This window comes from Primorskyibacter sp. S187A (genome assembly GCF_049800955.1).
GTDB lineage: Bacteria > Pseudomonadota > Alphaproteobacteria > Rhodobacterales > Rhodobacteraceae > JAKVBH01.
The window spans coordinates 339802-361809 of sequence record NZ_JBNAGA010000001.1; the positions used below are offsets into that span (position 1 = coordinate 339802).

At 62.6% G+C, this 22008-nt stretch carries 15 protein-coding genes; 7 read left to right on the top strand and 8 right to left on the bottom strand.

Annotated elements, in window-relative coordinates:
* Position 1 precedes the first annotated feature (1 nt).
* From ACP15S_RS01810 to ACP15S_RS01820, 3 genes are read right to left on the bottom strand one after another with little or no spacing between them, the layout of a single operon-like run.
* Positions 2–1045, bottom strand: a complete 1044-nt coding sequence (locus ACP15S_RS01810) for an ABC transporter substrate-binding protein (protein WP_425037869.1) — start codon at positions 1043–1045, stop codon at positions 2–4.
* Positions 1024–2409 (bottom strand): sensor histidine kinase, encoded by a 1386-nt coding sequence (locus ACP15S_RS01815; RefSeq protein ID WP_425039632.1) that lies wholly within the window; start codon positions 2407–2409, stop codon positions 1024–1026. The genes ACP15S_RS01810 and ACP15S_RS01815 overlap by 22 nt, the downstream gene beginning before the upstream one ends.
* A complete protein-coding gene (locus tag ACP15S_RS01820; protein ID WP_425037870.1) occupies positions 2399–3064 on the bottom strand; it encodes a response regulator transcription factor in 666 nt (221 codons plus the stop codon). Before ACP15S_RS01820 ends, ACP15S_RS01815 begins: the two co-directional genes overlap by 11 nt.
* A 107-nt stretch (positions 3065–3171) precedes the next feature.
* On the opposite strand from ACP15S_RS01820, the gene ACP15S_RS01825 reads away from it, so the two are divergent.
* From ACP15S_RS01825 to ACP15S_RS01835, 3 genes are all read left to right on the top strand, one after another.
* Positions 3172–4155 (top strand): tripartite tricarboxylate transporter substrate binding protein, encoded by a 984-nt coding sequence (locus ACP15S_RS01825; RefSeq protein ID WP_425037871.1) that lies wholly within the window; start codon positions 3172–3174, stop codon positions 4153–4155.
* Positions 4156–4435: 280 nt separating this feature from the next.
* Positions 4436–4924, top strand: coding sequence for a tripartite tricarboxylate transporter TctB family protein (locus tag ACP15S_RS01830; protein ID WP_425037872.1), 489 nt, complete (start codon positions 4436–4438; stop codon positions 4922–4924).
* A gap of 1 nt (position 4925) precedes the next feature.
* Positions 4926–6440 carry a tripartite tricarboxylate transporter permease gene (locus ACP15S_RS01835; protein WP_425037873.1) on the top strand — a complete coding sequence of 505 codons (1515 nt, stop codon included), beginning with the start codon at positions 4926–4928 and terminating at the stop codon, positions 6438–6440.
* A 78-nt stretch (positions 6441–6518) separates the two neighbouring features.
* On the opposite strand, the gene ACP15S_RS01840 is transcribed toward ACP15S_RS01835, so the two are convergent.
* Complete coding sequence (locus ACP15S_RS01840; RefSeq protein WP_425037874.1) at positions 6519–8093, bottom strand: ABC transporter substrate-binding protein; 1575 nt, start codon at positions 8091–8093, stop codon at positions 6519–6521.
* 208 nt (positions 8094–8301) lie between these two features.
* On the opposite strand from ACP15S_RS01840, the gene ACP15S_RS01845 reads away from it, so the two are divergent.
* Together ACP15S_RS01845 and ACP15S_RS01850 are read left to right on the top strand one after the other, a co-directional pair.
* Positions 8302–9417: a hypothetical protein gene (locus ACP15S_RS01845; protein WP_425037875.1), complete on the top strand. Its 1116-nt coding sequence runs from the start codon at positions 8302–8304 to the stop codon at positions 9415–9417.
* The gene (locus ACP15S_RS01850) at positions 9374–10612 is read left to right on the top strand and encodes a cytochrome P450 (protein ID WP_425037876.1); all 1239 of its coding nucleotides are present in this window, start codon (positions 9374–9376) and stop codon (positions 10610–10612) included. Before ACP15S_RS01845 ends, ACP15S_RS01850 begins: the two co-directional genes overlap by 44 nt.
* On the opposite strand, the gene ACP15S_RS01855 is transcribed toward ACP15S_RS01850, so the two are convergent.
* Genes ACP15S_RS01855 through ACP15S_RS01870 form a run of 4 tightly spaced genes read right to left on the bottom strand, consistent with a single transcriptional unit; the run spans position 10609 to position 17067 of the window.
* The gene (locus ACP15S_RS01855; RefSeq protein WP_425037877.1) at positions 10609–13368 is read right to left on the bottom strand and encodes an AMP-binding protein; all 2760 of its coding nucleotides are present in this window, start codon (positions 13366–13368) and stop codon (positions 10609–10611) included. The two genes, ACP15S_RS01850 and ACP15S_RS01855, sit on opposite strands and share 4 nt — an antisense overlap.
* Before the next feature lie 45 nt (positions 13369–13413).
* Complete coding sequence (locus ACP15S_RS01860) at positions 13414–13779, bottom strand: hypothetical protein (RefSeq protein ID WP_425037878.1); 366 nt, start codon at positions 13777–13779, stop codon at positions 13414–13416.
* Entirely contained in the window at positions 13776–15611 is a 1836-nt protein-coding gene (locus ACP15S_RS01865) for a CHAT domain-containing protein (RefSeq protein WP_425037879.1), read from the bottom strand. Before ACP15S_RS01865 ends, ACP15S_RS01860 begins: the two co-directional genes overlap by 4 nt.
* 4 nt (positions 15612–15615) lie before the next feature.
* The gene (locus tag ACP15S_RS01870; protein ID WP_425037880.1) at positions 15616–17067 is read right to left on the bottom strand and encodes a hypothetical protein; all 1452 of its coding nucleotides are present in this window, start codon (positions 17065–17067) and stop codon (positions 15616–15618) included.
* Positions 17068–17371: 304 nt separating this feature from the next.
* Between ACP15S_RS01870 and ACP15S_RS01875 the strand changes: the two genes are divergently transcribed.
* Positions 17372–20557, top strand: coding sequence for an Ig-like domain-containing protein (locus ACP15S_RS01875; RefSeq protein ID WP_425037881.1), 3186 nt, complete (start codon positions 17372–17374; stop codon positions 20555–20557).
* Between the two features lie 81 nt (positions 20558–20638).
* A complete protein-coding gene (locus ACP15S_RS01880; RefSeq protein ID WP_425037882.1) occupies positions 20639–22000 on the top strand; it encodes a TolC family protein in 1362 nt (453 codons plus the stop codon).
* The last annotated feature ends 8 nt before the right edge of the window (positions 22001–22008 follow it).

Consider the following 22008-nt stretch of genomic DNA (forward strand, 5'->3'; position numbering starts at 1 on the left):
CTTACCTGCGGAGCGCGTTGCGCCACTCCTCCAGAAAGATCTTCCGCTTGAGCGTATCGAGATAGACGAGTAGCCCCGGCTCAAGCCGGATCAAGCCCTGTTGCGGCGGGGACGCGCGCGAGAGGGGCGGCAGGGGGGCCGCGTCTACCTCTGTGCCCCCGGTCTCTCGGGCCCAGGCATTGGACACCAGATGGGCCACGAAGGCCTCTGCGCGCTCTGGGGCTGCGGCGCTGTCCAGCACAAGGGCCGTGCGCATCATGGTTGTCGCGAAATCCTGCGGCGCGACAATCTCAATCAGCCCGCGGGCATCCAGACGGGCGTTGGCGTAGCTGCCCAGCACGTTGTAGGCCACGAGCAGCTCCCCCGCGGCCAGAGCGTCAATCATCTCGCCCGAACAGCAATAGAGCTTTGCCTCCAGCGAACCAAAGACCTCCATGAGCCGCCAATAGGTCTCTGATGTGCGGGCATCCTGCGTGGCGAAGAGATAACCCAACCCCGAGAGCCGCACATCATAGGTGCCCACGCGGCCTGCGAAGGTCTCAGGCTCTGCGCGCAAGGTCGCGATCAGCTCCTGCCGCGTCTGCGGAATGGGGCGATCCTTGAAATGGGCGGCGTTGAGCAGGATCGTGGCGGGCTCCAGCGTGAAGCCGAAGAGGCTCTCGCGCCAGACGGCCCAGGGCGCAGGATCCAGATCCGGCAGAGGCCGCGCCGCGCCGTCATTGGCCAGCTTCATCTGCAGGTCCATGGCGCTGGAAATCACGATATCGTAGCAGCCCTCGCAGGCCGCAAGCAGCTCCACGATATCTGCTGAGCCCGCCACATCATAGACAATGGACAGATCCGGCTGATCGGCCAGATAGGCCTCGATGATCGGAGCAAAGACCTCCGTGTCTGTGCTCGACAGGATGCGCAGTGCGGCGTCTCCGGGATCAGGTCCAAACCGGGTCTGATCCTCAAGCTCTGCGGTGGAGAGCGGAGGGCCGAGCGCCAAGGCTCCGCACATGAAAGTGCATAAGCCCACGATCAGAAGGACAGAGTTACGCATGCGCCGCCCTCCCGTCTGTTGCGCAAAACAAGGGAGCCGCCATGGGCCTCGACCACATCGCGCACGATCGTGAGCCCGAGGCCGCTGCCGACAGTTCCGAGCGCATTCTCGCCGCGCTGAAACCTGTCGCTCAATGTGCCCATTTGCCCGGGCGGGAATCCCGGCCCGCGATCTTTGACGGAAACCGTTGCGCGCGGTTCTGCGGAGACGGTGATCTCCACGGCGCGCTCGGAGGGCGAGTATTTCAGGGCGTTGTCGATGAGATTGCGCAGGGCATTCTCGATCAGGATCGGATCGCCCTGCATATGTGCGGGCGTCTGTGTCTTCAGGACAAGATCGATGTCTTTCATCTCGGCAACCGGTGCAAGGCGGCCTGCGATGTCATCGCAAGTCGCAGCCAGATCAATGGCTTGCTGCTCCAGATGCTCGCCGCGAAAGGTGACCATGGCGTGATCGAGAAGCTGGCCTGCGGCGCGTGAGCTTTCATCGATGGCCCGGATCATCGCGCGCAGCGCCTGGCGGTTTTCATCGCGGTCCACCTTTTGCAAGGTGGTCTCGGCATGGCTGCGCACGGTGGCCAGAGGCGTTCGGACGCGGTGCGCGGCTTCCGCGATGAAATCCTCCGATTGCGAGAGCGATTGATCCAGCCGGGTCATGAGCGTGTTGAGCGCGCCCACCAACGGGGTGAGCTCCGCCGGAACCTGCCCCGTCATCGGGCGCAGATCACGCGGGCCCCGCCGCCCGACGGAGGCCGCAAGCCGGCGCAACGGTGTCACGGTGCTGGAGCCTGTCCAAAGCGAGAGACCTGCCGCCAGAACGAAGAAGGCCGCGCCAAACAGAGCGGCATTCAGCGAAATTTGCAGCAAGGTGCCCGCGAGGCTGTCGCGCGTCTGGGCGATGGTGACGCTGAGCACAATGGGCGCAGGGCTTGCGGGAAAGACCCGGGTCATCTCGATGCGGCGAATATCCGTGCCCCGATAGCTGAGCGTGTCAAATCGCGGGGTGTTGAGAGGGGCATTCGTGCGGGGTGTGAGATCCTCATACCCCGTGAGAAACCGGCCATCCTGATGCACCGCATAAAACACCCGATCATCGGCGGCTGTATCCAGCATGGCAAAGGCCGCATATGGCAGATCAAGCACGATCGCCTCGCCCCGCAGAGCCGCGCTGTCCAGCACGGAACTGGCGGAAGCTTCGAGAATTCTGTCCTGACTTTGCTGTGCAATTTGAACGGCATAGGCGCGCAAGGCCACATAGAGCAGGGCGGCGAGAATGGCCGCGCCGCCGATGAGCGTGAGCGTCAGCCGCCAGCGCAGCGACAGCGCGGGCTTCGCGCCGGGGGCCTGTTCGGCACTAGGCACCATCAAGCCTGTATCCCAGCCCGCGCAATGTCGTGATCGAAAGCGAGGAATCCTCCAGATGTTTGCGCAGGCGCGCGACATAGACCTCGATGGCGTTTTCGGTCACATCGTCGTCGTAGGAAAAGAGCCGGTCGACCAGTTTGCCCTTGGAAAAGACCTGCCCCGGCGCGTTCATGAACAGCTCCAGCAGGCGCAGCTCGCGGTTGCGCAAACTGATGTCGCGCGCGCCGATGGTCAGGCGCGAGGCCAAGGGATCAAGCGCCACATCGCCGTGCTGCAGGATGGTTTGCGCCGCACCGGAGCGCCTGCGCAAAACGGCCCGGCAGCGGGCCTGCAATTCCGCATGATCAAAGGGCTTGGTGAGATAATCATCCGCGCCCAGATCGAGCAGGCTGATTCTGTCCGAGACTTCCGAGCGCGCCGTCAGCACGATCACTGGGATCTGGTTTTGCGCCGCGCGGTGGCTTTTGAGAAAGTCGCGCCCGTCGCCGTCGGGCAGCATGATGTCGAGCAGCAAAAGATCGTAATCCGTCGTGGCGAGATAGGCATGCCCATCCTCAATTGTGCTCGCGTGATCAACGACATGCCCATCCATGCGCATCCGGTTGCACAGCGCGGCGGCCAGATCGACATTGTCCTCGATCAACAGGAATTTCATGGCAAGAGGCCCTTGGGATGAATGCTTGACAGGTTAGTGTCAGGTTGGTGTGCTCTGTCCTCCAACATCAGTCGCTTTGCGACATGAAGTCAAATGGGAGGAAATCCATGAAACGCTTTGAAATGAGCCGCAGAGCTCTGCTGGGCGCCGCACTTGCACTGGGTCTGAGCACCCCCGCTGTGGCGGGCGGCCACCAGGTGCTAGACAGCATCCACTTTCTGATCCCCGGCGGCGCCGGCGGCGGCTGGGACGGGACCGCGCGCGGCACCGGTGAGGCGCTGACGGGCGCGGGCCTCGTGGGCACCGCAAGCTACGAGAACATGTCCGGCGGCGGCGGCGGCAAGGCCATCGGCTACCTGATCGAGAATGCCGAAAGCAACCACGGCACGCTGATGGTCAACTCGACCCCCATCGTGATCCGCTCGCTCACAGGCGTTTTCCCGCAGAACTTCCGTGACCTGACACTGGTTGCGGGCACAATCGGCGACTATGCCGCGCTGGTGGTGGATGCCAACGGCCCGATCCAGGACGTGAACGGCCTGATCGAGGCGTTCAACGCCGATCCCAGCGGTACAGCCATCGGCGGCGGCTCCGTGCCCGGCGGCATGGACCACCTCGTGGCGGCCATGGTCTTCCAGGCGGCAGGTGCAGACCCAGTTGCCATGAAATACGTCCCCTATGATGGCGGTGGCGCGACGATGGCGGGCCTGCTGTCGGGCGAAGTGCAAGCGGTCTCCACCGGCTTTTCTGAGGCGGTGGAGCTGGCCAAAGCGGGCGAAGTGCGAATCATCGGTGTGACCTCAGATGCACGCGTGGACGCCTATCCAGATGCGCCGACGATGAAAGAGCAAGGCATCGACACATCCTTCGTGAACTGGCGCGGCTTCTTCGCAGCGCCGGGCCTGCCCGATGACAAGCTGGCCATGTATCAGGACGCGCTAACCAAGATGTATGAGACCGAGGAATGGGAAGCCGTGCGCGCCCGCAACGGCTGGGTCAACATCCACAACAACGGCGACGATTTCCGTGCCTTCCTGGAAAACCAGGAAAAGGTTATCGGGGATCTGATGAAGCAGCTGGGCTTCCTTTGAAAAGGTGGGCGCTGACGCGCCCGCTCTACTATTGAGTGCGAGGGATCCTCCCTCGCGCTCCCTGGAGTTTTCAGGGCAAGATGAAGGGGAGGCTATACCCGACCCTTGGCGCCAAAATGCCAAAGAGATCAATGCGCTTAACGGGGCCTGTGCAATTTGCAGAGATATCCGGCATTTTAATAAAATTGTCCTTCATCTTGCAAAAAAACTCCGGGGGAGACCGCTGCAGGCGGGCGGGGGCAGAGCCCCCATTTGAAACGACATCCAAGGGAGGGGACTTATGGCTTTGGATCGCTGGATCGCATTTGTGATTATGTTGGTGTGTCTGGCCTATGGTTATGCCGCCTGGTTCACCATGGACGGGTTACTGCCGCCGATTATGCAGCGCTCTCCGGTGTGGCCGTCGAGTTTTCCGAAGGTGTTGTCGGTGGCAGGGGTTGTCCTGTCGCTCATCATTTTGCTGGGGCTCGAGAAAGCGCCTGAGAAAAAGGGGGCGGCGGATATCAACCTGTCGCGGCTGGGCGAGTACAACATCGGTCAGGCCGCGCTGTTGTTGGGGTTGATGGTGGCCTACGCCTTGCTGCTGCGGCCCGCGGGGTTTCTGGCCTCGACGATGGGGTTTCTGGTGCTGGGCTCTGTGATCCTTGGTGAGCGGCGGTGGATTACAATGATCGTGGTGTCCGCGCTTGCGACAGGGCTCGTTTGGTATCTGGTGCAGGTGGTGCTCGGAATTTTCCTGCGGCCTTTGCCCGCATTTTTGGGGGTGTGAGATGCTGGAAGGTATCCTCCTCGGGCTACAGACAGCCCTGTCGTTTCAAAACATCATCATGGTTATCGGTGGCTGTCTGATCGGCACGTTCATCGGCATGTTGCCGGGGCTGGGACCGATGTCGATCATTGCGATCATGATCCCGGTCGCGATTTCCATGGGCGATCCGGCGGCGGCCCTGATCCTCTTGGCCGGGGTCTATTACGGCGCGATTTTTGGCGGTTCGACCTCGTCCATCCTGCTCAACGCGCCGGGGGTCGCAGGCACGGTGGCCTCAAGCTTTGATGGCTTCCCCATGGCGCGGCAGGGCAAGGCGGGCAAGGCGCTGACCATTGCCGCGATTGCCTCGTTCTGCGGAGGTACGATCGGGGCGATCCTACTGATGATCTTTGCGCCTGCGCTCTCCTCTGTGGCGCTCTTGTTCCATTCGGCGGAATATTTCGCGCTGATGGTGGTGGGCCTCTCGGCCATTGCGGCCTTTGCGGGGACGGGGCAGGTCGCCAAGGCGCTGCTCATGACGGTGGTCGGGTTGATCATGGCCACGGTCGGCGAGACGGCGCTGTTCAATGCGCCGCGCTTCACGATGGGGCTCATGGATCTGCAATCGGGCATTGGCTTCATTACGCTGGCGATGGCGATGTTCGCGCTGCCGGAGGCCTTGTTCCTCGTGCTCAATCCGGCGCGTGCGGCGCAAGGGGCGGGCGGCGATATCAAGGATCTGCGCATCACCAGAGCAGAGGCGAAATCCATTGCGCCCGTGATCGGGCGGCAATCGTTGCAGGGCTTTTTCATCGGTGTTCTGCCCGGTGCGGGGGCCACGATTGCCTCGTTCCTAGGCTATGCCGTGGAGCGCAATATCGCCAAGAAGGAAGAGCAGGACGAATTCGGCAAGGGCTCCATCAAGGGGCTTGCTGCGCCGGAGACGGCCAATAACGCTGCCTGCACCGGTTCCTTCGTCCCGCTGCTGACGCTGGGCATTCCCGGCTCGGGCACCACGGCGATCCTGCTGGGCGCGCTCATTGCGCTCAATGTGACACCGGGGCCGCGGCTCATGGTGGATGATCCGCAGATCTTCTGGGCGGTGATCATCTCGATGTATATTGGCAATCTGGTGCTCTTGGTGCTGAACCTGCCGCTCATTCCCTATATCGCCAAGATCCTCGCGGTGCCGCGCAATTTCCTGATCCCGTTTATCCTCTTTTTCACGCTGATGGGGGCCTATATCGGGCAGAACAACGCGACCGAGCTTTTGATGCTCGTGGGCTTTGGCATTGCGGCGACGATCCTGCGGTTTGCGGATTATCCGCTGGCGCCGCTGCTCATTGGCTTCATTCTGGGCGGTATGCTGGAGAACAACTTCTCCCGCTCGATGCAGCTATACGACGGGATGTCCTTCGTCTGGGAGCGGCCTATGACGCTGGGGCTGCTGGTCATCGCGGCGATCCTGATCATTCTGCCCAGCTACCGGGCGCGCCGGGCCCGGGCGCGGGCGGAGGGCGTGGCTGACGGGGATTGATCCGCAGTTTACCTGCAAAAGAAAACGGCGGGTCGCTCAACGCGGCCCGCCGTTTCATTTACTGCGCGTCTCGGACGGTTAGTTGACGCTTACCCAACGCAGGATGAAGAAGTTATCGGGCCGCTGGGTCAGCTCGATATTGTCACGCGTGCCCCAGACCAGCGGCTGGACATACATCGGCACATAGGCGTGGTTGTCCTGATAGATCGAGGTGATCTCATCGATCATCATCTGGCGTTTGCCATCATCGATCTCCGACTGGATCATCGGCAGAAGTTCGTCGACGCGCGCATCGGAGAACCCACCGAAATTCCACGAGCCCAGCTTCTTCTCTGGATTGGGGGTCGTCACGAGGAAGCGCACGGGATGCTCGTGATCAAAGGTGCCCGGGGACCAGCCCAGCAGGTACATGTCGAAATTATCCGCGCGCAGTTCGGGCCAGTAATTCTGCACGGGCATTGCATCAAGCTCTGCTGTGATCCCCACTTGGGCCAGCATGCCTGTCACGGCCTGACAGACGGCCTCATCATTGAGATAGCGGTTGTTGGGGCATTTCAGGCCAAACGAGAAGCCATCGGCAAACCCGGCGTCGGCCAGCAGCGCGCGAGCGCCGTCGGGATCATAGGCGGGCCGCTCGGCATTGGCCTCGGAGAAGCCGCGCATCGCGGGGCTGACCAATTGGCTGGCCGCTTCCGCAGAGCCGCGCATGATCGTCTGGCGGATCGCATCCACGTTGATGGCTTTGGCCACCGCTTCGCGCACGCGCACATCCTGGAACGGATTGGGATTGCCCGCCTGCGACGTGTATTTCAGCGCCTCATGGTCATGGCCGAAGCCCAGCATAATGACCCGCGCCTCGATCCCGCGGATAACCTTCGTGCCCTCACGCTCATCGACGCGGGCGGCGTCCTGAATGGGCACCGGGTTGATCATGTCCACATCGCCGGAGAGCAGCGCGGCCACGGCGGTGGCGGGGTTGTCGATGGGGGTGAAGGTGGCTTGCGTGATATTATGCTCGGCCTCGTCCCACCATCCGGCGAACGGCGTCAGGCTGGTGGACAGACCCGGCTGGCGGTCCGACAGGACAAAGGCGCCGGTGCCATTGGCATTGAGCGTCGCGTAATTGCCGTTCTCCTTGTCGGGCTGCGCGGTGTTGTTGGCCTCGGCCCAGCCTTTGTCCATGATCATCCAGTTGGCGATGCTGTCAGGGAAGATCGGGTTGGGGGCGGTTGTCATGATCTCGACGGTGAAATCATCAACCACGCGCACCTCGGAGACGGGGGCAAACCAGCTGCGCACATCGGAGGCTTCCGAGGAGGCGCGCTCATAGGAGAAGAGCACGTCTTCGGCCGTGAACGCCGCGCCATCGTGGAAGGTCACGCCTTGCCGCAGGGTAAAGCGCCAGCCTTCGCCCGCGCCGATGGGCTCCCAAGAGGTGGCAAGCGCAGGCTCGATGGCCATATCCTTGCCGCGCCGCACGAGGCCTTCGTAGACGTTGTTGAGAAAGCCCAGGACGGGCGCCGAGCTCACGGCATGGGGGTCCATGGTTTGCGGATCGGTCGTGCCGGCCCAGCGGAACGTCTCTGCGCCCGCGCTCGTGGCGGCGCAAAGCGCCAGCACAGAGGCCAGCCCTTTCGAGAATGTGGTGGTCATGTGAATGTCTCCCCGTTTTTCGTTTTGTTGATCTCTTCTGAGCAAGGTGGCGCAAAAACAGGGCGCGGCAAATACCCCTTTTGACAAGACACGCGCCTTTGGCCCGGGTGGCCATTCACGAAACCGTTAGCGGTGCGCTCTGCAGGCGCTTGATGGAAGGCCATGCCCGTTCTAAGTGTTGCAGCGCATAATGAGGAAGACCTGGTACATGACGACGCTTTTTTACCGCCGCGTACGCGAAGCGGTAGACGCCCTTGGCGGGTTTCACAACGCGCATCTCCATCTCGACAGAGCCAATACGCTGGATGACGGTTTCGTTGATCACGGGCGCCTGTCCGTGCTCGAAAGCTCGGCCATTTCGTTGCAGAAAAAGCATGCCTTGATCGCAACCGTACATGACGGGCCAGCCTATGATCGCGACAATCTGATCGCGCGGGTGGATGAGGCCACGCAGGTCATGATTGCGGCGGGCACGCGTGTGGGCGACACGATGGTCGATGTGACCAATGACCGGGTTGGCACGACCGCGCTGGAATGGATCAACGCGTATAAAGAGACGGTCGCAGGCAAGATCGCCATCCGCACCGCCGCCTATACGCCGCTGGGTTTTCGCGATGATGAACCCGCGCGTTGGGACGTGTTCGAGCGTGGCGTGGCGATGGCGGATTTCATTGGATCGCTGCCCGAGGCAGATGATGTCGGCGATTATCCCGGCAACATCGGCTTTGAGGAGCATTGCCGCCGGATGATTGCGCTCTGCAAGGCGACGGGCAAGATGGTCCATGTGCATACCGATCAACGCAACATCCCGCAGGAAGACGGGACCGAGCGTTTGATCAAGGTCCTGCGTGAGGAGGGCTGCCCCAGTAAGCCTGAGGGCGAGCCGCTCATCTGGGCCGTGCATATGATCTCGCCCTCGACCTATGATGATGCGCGCTGGCAGGCTTTTGTGGAGGGAATGCTTGAGTGCAACGTGGGCGTGATTTCCTGCCCGTCTGCGGCCATTGGCATGCGCGCGATCCGGCCCGTCATGACGCCCAATTACAACGCGATCCCGCGCATTCTGGAGCTTGCGGTGGCGGGCGTGCCGATCCGGCTTGGCTCGGACAACGTGGCTGATATGTGCTCGCCCTCGACAACGGCAGATCTGATGGATGAGGTCTTTGTGCTCTCGGGTGCGGTGCGGTTCTTTCAGCCGGAGATCCTTGCCAAGTTCGCCGCCGGTGTCGCGCTAAGCGAAGATGACCGGGCCAATATCGCGACGCATCTGGAGCAAAACGATGAAGAAGTTGGCAAGGTGGTTCGGCGCTGGGTCAAAGGCTGAGGCCAACCCTGCGCCTGTGCCCACAGCCCAGCCTGCGCTGCGCGGGCCAGTTGATTTGACGGCACCCGATTTCGTGGCCGATCCGTATCCCACCTATGCCGCTGCCCGCGAACATGCAGGTTTGGCAGAGGTGGCATCGGGCGGCTTCCTGCTCACGCGCTACGCTGACATCCGCCGCGCGGTGACCCATCCCTCCCTGGGCAATGCGCCCTCGCGCTTTTCTGTGCTCGCGCCGCGCAATCGTGCGAAATACACGGCTGCCGATCTCGCCGCCCACATTCCGCCCTTTCTCGATCTGCCGGAGCACAAGCTGCCCCGGCAGGCGCTCATGCGCGCCTTTACGCGAAGCTTTGAGGGCTTTGAGGTGGCCTTGGAGCAGGAGGCGCAGACACGTGTCGCGGGGCTGTCGGGCGAGGTTGAGCTGATCTCAGGGGTTGCGTCGCCGTTCGCATTGGCCTCGATGCAGCGTTTCGTGGGGTTGGAAGCCGAGCCCGCGACCCTCAAGCGGATCACGGCGGGCTTCTTCCATCTTTTCGCCCCGATCACGGACCCTGCTGCTTTTGCGGAGACCAACGCTGGTCTTGATGACGCCCGCGCGCTCTTTCACGCAGCACTTGAGGCGCGTCGTGCAAGGCCGGGGGCGGATTTGCTGAGCAATCTATTGGCCTTTCAAGCCGAGCATGACGCCTTGAGCGATGCGCAGATCGTGGATTGCGCGATCCTCGTCTTTGCTGATGGGATCGAGAATATCGAAGCGGGAGCGGCGTCGGTCTTTGCGCTTTTGGAGGCGCAGGGTGCCACGTCTGAGGAGGCATGTATCCGCGAGGCGCTGCGTTTGCAGACACCGGGGCAGATCGTGCCGCGCGTGGCACGCGAGAGCTTCGATTGGGAGGGCACCGAGATCACGGCAGGCACGCCCGTTTTCCTCGCGCTGGCCAGCGCCAATCGGGATGGCACGGTCTTTGATGCGCCCGATTTGTTCAACGCCGACAGGTCGGAAGAAGTGTTTACCTTTGGCATGGGTCGCCATCGCTGTATCGGTGAGGCGCTGGGTGTGGCGCAGATCACAGCCCTGATGCAGGCATTGCACGCGCGCGGCGCGCGGCGGGCCGAACCGGGGGCGACGCTCGACTATGCCCCGCGCTTTGGTCACCGCTGGCCCAAGGCTTTGCCGATTGTGCTGCCCGGGGTTTAGCGCTGTACGAGAACCCAGCGCCAGCCGCGCCAGCCGTTGCGCGCGGCGTAGCTAGCAAAGCCCTGATCCTCGAAAAGCGCCTCCAGCAGAAATGGCCGGGTGGCTTTGGGAACGTTGATTTCGCCTGACAGGAGGATCGTCTCGCCGGGCGCAACCGGATCAGACCACAGCAGCGGCGCGGAGCGTGTCAGCCGTTTGGACAGATCGAGATTGCGCCAACCCAAAGTGACGCTCAACCCGCTTGTTTCGCTGGGTTCCCAGATCACGTCAGAGCAATTGCGCAGCATCACGGACACCGCCAAGGTGCTCCCGCCCGGCGCGCGGCGTGCGGCGGTCAGCGCGATATCTGCCTGACACGCATTGGGCCTCTCATCGGGAGGCATATGCGCGGGATGCGCGACAGGTGCGGCCAGTTTCTGACCGTCCATGATTTGTGACAGACGCGCCAGCACCGGCTCCCAGGTCTCCTTGGAAAGCGCCTCACCATGCTTGCCCCGGACGCGGAGCCCTTCCGCGCCCGCCGGATGCAGCACGGGGAAGGCCAGATCAGGGCGCGCAAACTGGCGTGTTGCGGAGTGGCGGCGGCTCTCGCTCCAGACATGCAGCACCGGATAGGCGGTGGGTGTCTCGAACCAGTGATCCACGCTGACCAGGCACGCAACATCGCGTCCGCGCGCGATGAGCTTCCGGGCCACGAGATCCATAATGCGGGCACCTTCGCAAAAGCCGACCAGATAGAACGGCCCAACTGGCTGCAGCGCCTCCATCACGGCGGTGTAGCGGTGGGCGATATCGTCATTATGTGTGTCCGTGCGTCCGGGAAAGCGGTGCAGGGAGCGCATGCGATAGAGCGGGCGTGCGCCGCCCAGCGTCTGGATGAAATCAGCACCTTCGCCCTGCGAGCACAGGAACAAGGGCGTTGCCTCGACGATCGTGTTGCGGGCGAGGATCGGAATGTCCGCCCCGATGTCGCGGCCCGACCAGCCTGCGGTCTGCGCGCGCAGGTAGGCGATATGGGCTGGCTCCTGTGACGGGCGCGCGGCGGTGGACGCCTTGGCGATGGCCGCAACAAAAGCGGCAAATCGCGGGGCATCAAAAAGCGCATTGGGCGGCACGGGTGCCCCGATCAGGTTCTGGACCTTGGTGATGAAAGCCGTGGCAATCAGGCTGTCGCCACCCGCATCGAAGAAATCCTCGTCATCCCCGGGCGGTTCGGGGGCGTTCAGGGCCTCCTGCCAGGCTTGCGCAATCCGTGCGTCAATGCCTGTGCGTGCCCGCGTGGCGCCGGCCGGGGTATCCGCAGCCATGAGCGCGCGCTTGTCGATTTTACCACTGCCCAGGCGCGGCAGGGCGGGCAGGATGCGCAGACGCCTTGGGCACTGAAATGCGGCGAGTTTGGTGGCAAGTTCATCCAGAAGTGCGGCTTCGTCCGCATTGCACTCTGGCAGCAGAACAATCGCGAGGCCGACCTGTTCGCCCAAGGTCGGGTGCGGCTCGGCGAAGGCCGCTGCCTCCACCACGCCGGCCAGGCTGAGGGCTGCGCGCTCGATCTCCACGGGCGAGATCTTCTCGCCGCCACGGTTGATGATCTCCTTGAGACGACCCGTCAGAAAGAGATAGCCCTCGGCATCGAGATAGCCCAGATCGCCCGTGCGCAGCCAATCGCCAAAGAAATGCTCCGCCGGATCGGCGCGTTCATACCCCGCCATGACCGCCGGACCGCGCACGCAGACCTCGCCTGTTGAGCCTTGAGGCACCGGCGCGCCGCTGGGGTCCAGAATGCGGATCTCCGCCCCGCGCGGCTGTCCGACAGAGCCCGGTTTGCGCGCGGCAGGTGGTAAGGGGTTGGCCGTGATCTGACCGGCGGTTTCTGTCATGCCATACATCTGGATCAGCGGAGTATCTGCGAAATGCGCTTCCGCCGCGGCATGGCGCTCAGGCGCAAGATCGGCCGAGACAGAACGGATAAAGCGCAAGCGTTGTCCCATGCGCGCGGCGTCCTGGGTCGGGATATCCGCCAGACAGCGGGCCAGCATGGTGGGGACCAGCTGCATCCACGTGGCGCCATCGCGGACGGCCTGCTGCAAGGCCTCAGGGTCCTTTCCCTGGGCGACATGCACGGCCCCCCCCGCGCTGAGCGGGGCCAGAAAGAGATCGACCAGCGCGCCCACATGAAACATCGGCAAGGCGTGCAGCGCGATGTCCTTTTTCGAAAGCGCGAGGCTTTCAGCAATTGTCCGGGCGGAATGCAGGCAGGCCTCGGGCGACAGCGGCACCCGCTTCGGCGTGCCGGTCGATCCGGATGTCAACAGAACGAGGCCGCGCGGCCGATTGCGCTCTGTGGCAGCCGGGAGTGCTGCGCCGCTCAGCGTAAGCGCTTTGTCCGTGCATTTCAGCGTCACGAGTGGCACGGCGGCGCATTGTGCCAGCAAAGGAGCCTCTACGCTGCTCATAAACCCGACCAGCGCGTCGACCTGCGCGGCGCGCATCTGATCTGCGAGCTCCGGCATCGGAAGGGCCGGGTTGAGCGGCAAGACCGACGCACAGCCCATCAGGCTGACGAGCAGCGGCAGGGTCTCACCGCGATCTTCTGTCAGAACCGCCAGCCGATGCGCCGGGGTGATGCCAAGGCATTGTGCTTGCGCAATGAGCGCGGTTTCGATCTGCGCGAGCTGTCCATAGGTGGCGTCAAATTCCCCTGTCAGCGCGGGGGCATCCGGGGGAGAACTCGTAAACGTTGCCAATACACCAGTCATACCGACCGGATACGCATTGCAACCCGCCTTGACCAGTGCGCGCGTTCAGCTTTCCGACGCGATCCGGGCCACAAGAGCTTTCACGTCGTCGTCGCTTGCCGTGGCGGCGTCCAGCGTCTCGCCCTCGACTTCGATGAGCGCGCCTTTGAGCGCTTTGCCTTCCGTGACGAGCGCTTGCGCGGTTTTGACGAATTTTCGCAAGGCCTCCAAAAGCTCCGTGCCTTCTTTGACCAGCACAACAGAGGCCGCGATGACGGCCACGGTTTCGGCCACGCCAAACCGGTCCGTGTCCTCCGCGACGATGGATTTCTCAATCTCGGGTGCCGCGGTGAACCGGCTTTCGATGAAATGTGCGGCTGTATCGGCATCCGCGCCGGGGGACAGCTCGATTTTCAGATTGGCGATGGTCATGGTTTAACTCCCTGAGTGTGGTCCTGTTGTGATGCGGCGGGCGCGGGGCCGAGGGCCACGACGAAGAAGGGCGCCCAGTAATCGGGCTTGGCGAAATCACCGAAAGTGTTCGCGATATAATCCCGGATGGCCTGCGTAAGGGCCACATCGGGGGGGTGACCGCTGAGGAGACCGCGGTGAAACGCAGGGGCGATTTGCTGTGCGGCATGGTTTTTGACGGGAAACAGATTGGCCACGACGTTGCGCGCGCCCGAGGCAAAGAAGGCGGTTTGAAGACCGTGCAGATCATCGCCCGGAAGCTCGCCCATGCGGCGCCCGGCGATGGCGCGCTGGCCGGTGGAGCAGGCTGACAGCATCACAGTGTGGGCTGCGAGGCTCGACAGCGCGATGTCCAACCCGTCCACCGTTTCACGCGCCAGAATGAGTTTGGATTCCAGTGGCGTATCAGCGGCCACGTTATCGGCGTGGCATGCGATATGCAGGACGTCAGGGTCGTGGCGCTCGATCGCGCTCAACAAGTCCGCCTCACTGGTCTCCTCAGACAGCGTTTCGCTGTGCCAACCGGCCTCTGCATAGAGCGCCGCGATGTCCTCCGCTTCGCGCGAGGCCCCTTTGAGGCGCCGATACTTGGCATGCACGCCCCCGTAGGTCTCGACCCCGAGGCACAGCGCGCGCCTTTGGCCGCGCGTTTGGGGCGGCAGCGTCAGTGCGGCAAGGCTGGGGCTGTAGCGCAGGGACCAATTGTGCAGGACATAGCCATCCCCATGAGGCAGGGCGGCGAAGGGCATTCGGTGCAACAGACGGTGCGGGCTCAGGATCAACCGGGAAGCAGCAGCCAGCGTGTCGGCGAGTTTTCCAGACCTCGGAGAAGTCTGCGGCCCGGCGGGGGGCCAGATGATCTGGGCAAAGTCCGCGATGTCTTCGGCACGGCGCGGGCCTCGATGGGTCTCATCACTCAGCCGCGCGATGTAATCCTGCATGGCTTTGCGCTGCGCGGCAGTGACCTCGACAAGATCCGCCTCGGCCCGCGTGCGGCTCAGGCAAAGACGCAGCAATCGGCTCTTGTCGATCCAGTAGTGATAGAGAACAGCCTCATCGGACCCCAACGCAGCCTGCGCCTGCGCCACTGACGTGACTGGCGGCAGCGGGTCGTTTTGGCTGGACTCGGCGTAGCGATCCCAAAGCATGCGCCGCTTTGTGCGCAAATTGGCCGTGGTCCGCCCGGCGGCTTCCAATTCCGAGATGCGCGCTGAGACGGAACGCAGCTCTTGGCGCTGCGCGGCGCTCTCGGAGGTCTCGCGATGTTGGTCGAGACGACATTTGGAGAGCTCGGCGCGCGCGATCACCCGGTCCAGATCGCCCGCCTTGAAGGCCGCCAGCACACCAAGCGCATAAAGCGCGATGCGATTGCGCATGTAGCCTGCCTTGAGGTACGGGCCGGTCGCTTTGTAGCGAAATCCTTCGACGATCTGGATGCCCTGTTCGCAAACGTTGTTCAGCGTTGTGTAGGCGCCCATTGCATCCAGCGCTCGGGCTTCAGCCACCAGGGCATCGACCTCCAAATCGCCCTTGCGCATACCGCCCAAAACCGCGCGTCCGGCACGTGCGTCCTCCAGCGCCGCCTCAGCCTGCTGGGCCAACAGGAGCAACCGGGAGCGCCGCAGATGCCAGACGCAATAAAGCTCGGGGCGCCCAAATCTCTGCAGATCATCGGACAGGCTCTCGAGGGCCTCAAAGCAGGGGCCCGGGTCATCTCCCGTTTGCAGCGCTTCGACCTCGCGAGAGACATCTTCGAGAGCGCCGGTCAATTGAATGAGCGCGGAATAGCTCAAACCGTCAGTCCCGGTCGGCCTGTCCGGACCCCATCATGCCCATCATGATATCGCGGAAATCCTGATTGCTTTGCTGGGCATCCAGCGCTTCGAATTTGGCCATGTAGCTTTTGGCGATGGCTTGATCGCGGGGGTAGTTCGGATCTTCGGGGTCGGTCTTTTTGTAGAATTTGTGCAGCATCTGAAAGATGGCTGAATGCAAGGAGCGGATTTTCATCGTGCGCTGGAGCGGCGCGGTTGTGGCGTCCATCGCGCCGCTTTGCAGACCTTCAATGGAGCGCATCAGATCATGGGCCATGGCCTCAGGATCGGGCAGCGCCATGCCATTGCTGATCAAGAGCGCCTCGGCCCGGTGGATCATCTCGATGGCCGCGACGGGGTCATCGCCGTGATAGGAGGCCAGGTCGAGAAGGCGATCGGCCTCTTGCAGGGGGTCATCCAGCGGGATGTGCAGATGCGCGGGGATCTCGCCCGTATCGCCGTCCATCATCTCCTGCGCGGCCTTGATCTTGCGGGCGACCCGTTTGACCTCCTCGGCCTTGCCAAGGCTTTCAAACAGCGTCTGGGCTTCATGGAAATAGCCCACGGCGCGTTGCTGGTTTTCATAGGTCTGGTCTACCGCGCCCAAGGACTCACAAGCATTTCCGGCAAATTCCCGGGCCTGTCCCATGGCGAAACGGATATCGTCATGGGCGATCAGGTCAGAGCTCGCAGGGCCGCGTTCGAGGATGTCGTTGTATTTCTCATAGGCGCCGTTGAGCACGTCGATGACTTCTTCGCTGGCCTGTCCGGGTTGTGAGCGAAACATGCCGTCTGTGACAGCCTTGTCCGCCTCGAGGCGCAGATACAGTGCCGCGATGTCATCGAGCGGTTCATTGGTCTTGGGAGCCTGCGGGATCGGCTCTGCGCTGGCAAAGGTCGCGCTGATCTCGTCAAGATGGCGCTTCACAGCATTTGCGCGCACAGTGGGCGAGGGACGGTGCTCGGCTGGTTCCGCCACCTGTGATGCGGGCTCCGGTGACGCTGCCAGGGTGTGACCCGGAGATGCCGCATTCTGACGATTGGCTTGCGCTTCTTGCCAATAGAGGCGCGTAAAATGATCCATCGCCGCGTAGATCTCGACCAGACGTTCCGCTTCCGCGTTGCGCATCGGCGTGCCGGTTTTGATGTGGGCGGCCATATAGGCCATTTTGTCTTCATGGGTGTTGCCCCAACTGCCGTCGTAGCCTGCATTCTGTGCTGCTTCGAGGGCTTGCTGGTGGCGCGTTTCGATCACGGTGAGCAATGTCGTGATGTCATCCTCATCCTCGATCTCAAGGACATGGGCGCGCAGCCATGCTTTGCCGGTCTCGACATCAGGGGCCTGGAGAATGCGCTCTACGGCGGCGTTCTGGATGAGATAGGATGCGCCCGCCTGAACCACGGCGCCTGCGGCTTTCTTGAGGAAGTCCCACATGCAAAAATCGCCTTTAGGAAATGTCAATAAGATTTAATCAATCCAAGGTAGCATGGCGGCGCGCTGCCACAAAGCCCGGTATTCCTGCCTTGGAGCGCTGGCGGAAACTCGCGCAAGGTTCGGACAGACGGCAAAAGGCCGCGTAGTTGCTAGAAATTGTACAGCCTGCACTTGCTATCCAAGAGGAATTGGCGGGGCCGATTCGTTTTTATCTTCCTTGCTGTAGAAAAGTACGCTACATCTTGCGTTAACTAAACGAAGCGGCCCAACGATGTGAGGTCGCCCATAATTGAGCGGTGTTGTTATGAAGGCGATAGATTTTGTCGTCCGCAGTGATGCGGGCAGTGTTCAGCGCGATGTTATTCAAGGCGCGTCCAGCGCGACAATGGTTCAGATGGCGCCCGGGGATGAGACGTCGCTGAACCTGTCTCAGGCCGATATTCAGGGCTATGAGCGCGTTGATGGCGATCTGCACATAACCCTTGCGGACGGGCGCACGATCATCCTTCAGGACTATTTCGTTAGTGGCGCGGAAGCACCGCGTCTCTTTTTGAGCTCAGATGGCGTATTGCAGGAAGTCTTTTTTGCCGAAGGGCAGGAGGGCGCGCTTTACGCGGAATACAGCACCGCAGCCGAATGGGGGAAGTGGAGCCCGGATGAGGCGCTGATCCATTACGAGCGCGCAGATGTGATCGGGCCGGATGACGGCAATGATGTGGGCATGTTGGCAGCGGGTCTGCTGGGCGGCATGGGTCTTCTCGGTCCCGCAGCGGCTGCGGGCGCGGGTGCCGTTGGTCTGGCGGCGCTGACGGGCGGCGGCGGAGATGGTGGCGGCGGTGGGAGTGATGACAGCTCCACCGGTACCAACATTATCGATCCTACAGTCAACGACACAGCCATCGTGATTGGTGGCGACGGCGCGGAAGAGCGCTTTGCCGTGACGGGTACAGGCCGCGCTGGCGATACGGTCCGGGTCACAGTCGGGCATGATGTTGTCGAGACCACCATCGGGGTCGACGGGCAATGGTCCGCGGTTTTTGAAGGGTCTGACTTCCCGGTCGATGGCGTTTATGATGCCGCGGTGGTTGTCGCGACGCAGGACGGAGACGTGGCGCTGGACGGTCCGGCGATCACCATCGATCTGACCGGCCCGGCGCTGACGATTACGGAAGGCACGGTTGAAGTCGGCGATCTGCTCAACGCCGAGGGCCATCAGGATGGCCTGACCATCAGCGGTACTGGCGAGGTCGGCACGAGTGTCAACGTCACCATTGCAGGCACGACCCATAGCGCAGATGTCGCCGATGATGGCAGCTGGAGCGTGATCTTCCAGGCCTTCGAAATTGAGGCCGGCGAATACACGACTGGCGTCACCGTGACATCGCAGGACAGCTACGGCAACAGCTCCTCGCTGACCCAGACTGTCGAGGTTGATACTGTGGGCTCCGTGGCTTTCGACGTTGTCAGCATTGGCGGCGACGGGGTCGTCAATGGGGCAGAGCAGGCGGCGGGCATCACGATGACCGGCACCGCAGAAGCGGGCTCGACAGTGGTTCTGACAGTGGATGGTGTGACCTATCCCGAGGTGATCGCCACCGGCGAGGGCAGGTGGTCCGTCGATATTCCGGGCGGTGTTCTGCCGGAGGGAGAGACCAGCGTGGATGTTTCTGTCATTGCGACGGACCCTGCGGGCAACACCTCCACAGATACCGATACGCTCGACATCGACACCTATGTCCAGCCGCTGGCCATGAGCAGCGTGCCGGGCGGCGATGATGCGGTGGTCAATGCCGCTGAGGCGGCTGCGGGCTTTACCCTGACGGGGTCGGTCGAAGCGGGCTCTTCGCTCACGGTTGTTGTCGGGACGACAAGCCACACGGCCGTCGTTGCAGCGGATGGGACGTGGACTGTTGCTCTTGCGGAGAGCGATCTGCCTTCGGGTGATCTTCAGGATGTGACCGTTACGCTGAATGCCACCGATGTGGCGGGCAATACCCGCACAGAGACAGGCACCTTCGCGCTGGACACAGACAGCGGCTACCTGACCATCGATCCCGCTCCCATCGAGGGCGACGATGTCGTCAACAAGGTCGAAGCGTCCGACGGTGTCACGATCAATGGCACGGCCACGCCAAACATGCTGGTCACGGTCACTCTGGGTGGCGTGCAGAGCACGACGCTGAGCGATGCCAACGGGGATTGGTCGGTGACATATGCGCCGGGCCAGATCCCCGCAGATACCGATATGGCTGAGATCACCGCATCGATCACCGATCCGGCCGGAAATTCGCGCAACGCCGCCGATGGCGTCGCGATTGATACGGTCGTGGAAAATCAGGGCTTTGACGCGATGCAATTCGGCAATGATGCCGTTGTGAACGCGGCCGAAGCGCAAGCGGGCGTCACGATCAATGGCACAACCGAGATCGGCGCGACATCCGTGCTTGTCACGATTGGCGGCATCACCGTGCCCGCGAGCGTCAATGCCGGTGCAGGCACCTGGAGCGTCACGATGCCGGAAGCGGCCTTCCGGGCCAATGATGAATATACCGTCGATGTCAGCGTGCAGAGCACCGATGCAGCGGGTAACGTCGACAGCATCACAACCTCCATTGCCGTGGATACATGGGTCAACGATCTGTCCATGTCGGCCGCCTCCGCGACGGCAGATGGCGTTGTCTCGGCCGCGGAGCTCAATGCAAACGGGCTGGCGCTGTCGGGGTCCGTGGAATCCGGCTCCTCGCTCGAGGTCATGTTCAATGGTCAGAGCTATACGGCCAATGTCGCGGCCAATGGCGCCTGGACCCTGACGATCCCTGGCGCTGATGTTCCGCGCGGCGAATATGATGCGCAGATCTCGCTCATGGCCACGGATGCCGCAGGCAATCCGCGCGACAGCGATCAGGTCATCGCCATTGATACCGTCGCGCCGGACGGCCCGCAGGTTCAGTTTGTTCTGGAAGCGCCCACTGGCGTCGCGGGCATCTTTGTCGGCGCGCAGGACGAGGCGCAGGCTGTTTACGAAGTGGCGGCAGATGCGAGCATCACGGCAGTGGATCATGGCGCGCCGGCGGAGCTTGGTCCGCAGACGGCGTATAGCTTTGAAGCCAATGTGCCCGATGGATCCCATCTGGTTGTGACCTCTGCCGATCCCGCAGGCAACACGCGCGGGACATTCCTCGTGCTCGAAGACGGGGCCGCGGGTGGCGCGGTGGACGTGGCCAATCCGGGTCTTGGAGCGATGAATATCGACACGATCCAGCTTGAGTTCGCCGAAGACAGCGCGCTGACGCTGACGGAGGCGGATGTTCTGGCGCTCTCGTCGGAGACCAATACGGTCAAGGTCACGGGCGGCTCGGATGATCAGGTCACGATCGCGGGCGCAACCCAGGGCGCAACCGTCAACGATGGCGCAGATACTTTCGTGGAATACACGCTCGGCGAGGCAACGATCCTCGTTGATGATGACATTACAAATGTCGTGACCTGATCACGGCCAAAAAGTCTAAGGGAGCGCCGGGCTATGGCGCTTCCCTGCAAGGAATTCATTGCGCGGAAGGGCAGGCGCAGAATGAGGTGGCGTACGATTTCAAAGGCAGGGCTTGCGGTGTCATGTGTGGCGCTGGCTGGGTGCTTGCCGACAGGCGATGGGTCCGAGGGCGCAGGCGCATCGGTCTCGCGCTTCCTGCAAAACCCCGGACAGGTGCTCTCAAACGACGCCGCTGCGCAGGCCGCGCTCAGCGAGACCGAACGCGCCACCCAGCGCCCCGATGGGACGGCCTCACCGATCATCGAAGATTTGGCGGAGCGGCGCTCGATCCTGCCAAAGGGCTCGTCTTACGACAAGGTGGCGCGGGCTGTTCTGACATCCTCGTCGCGGATTGCGGAAGCGGAATTGCGCGGCGCGCATCTGCGGGCGCAAGCGGCCAAATACAATTGGTTGCCGCAGCTGGGCCCGTCGATCTCATTGTCTTCGCTGGGTGATTTCGTGACGTCGCTTGTCGTGGAGCAGGTGCTTTTCGACAATGGTCGCAAGCGGGCCGAGCGTGACTACGCGCGATTTGATGTTGAGAAGGCCGCCGTTACGCTGAGCCAGGACAGCAATGACCGCGTGCACGATGCGCTGAGCCTCTTTCTGGCCGCTGAGGAAGGGCGCGCGCGCAGCGCGATTTCCGAACGCTCGCTCAGTGATATGGGCCATTTTGAATGGATCATGAACGAGCGCGTGAAGGGTGGCATTTCGGACATGTCCGACCTCAATGTGATCCGCCAGAAACTGGCTGAGATCCGGGCGCAACAAAGCAGCGCGCAGGCCGCTATTCGCACAGCAGAGGCGGAGCTTGCTGCCATGGCGGGCGCACCGGTCAGTGGCATATCCGGCGTTCCGGATTTTCGGGTGACGGGCGGCGGCCGCGTGCCGCTCTCGGTGCTTCTGGCCGAGACCGAGCGCGATCTGGCTGTGGCGCAAGCCACCGTCGCGCGCGCCCAGCATCTGCCGGGGCTGTCGGCCCGGGGAACGCTCACGGCAAACAACAGCTCGGGCGCGATTACCGCAGGGGGTGATACGTTCTTCGGCATCGGCACAGGTGCGAGCCTCAAGGCGATTGATGCCGAGCGTGACGCCGCCACCCGCCGCGTGGCGCAGGCCCGCGAAGACGCCAATCGCAAGATCGCCGCGCTGGATCAGCAGATGGCCGGACTTGGCGCACAGCTTATGCAAGCCCGCACTTTGGCCACGCAGGCCAAGGCCAATCTCGATCTCTTCCAGTCGCAATACAAAGGCGGCGCGCGGCAGGTCATGGATGTGGTCGGCGTCTACGAGACATGGGCGCGCCAATCCGAGAGCGTTGTGACGAAGACATTTGAGCTGGAGCGTTTGCGGATCGACAAGGCCCGCGCGCTCGGAATTCTCGCGGATGGAGGTTTGATTTGACACATGTG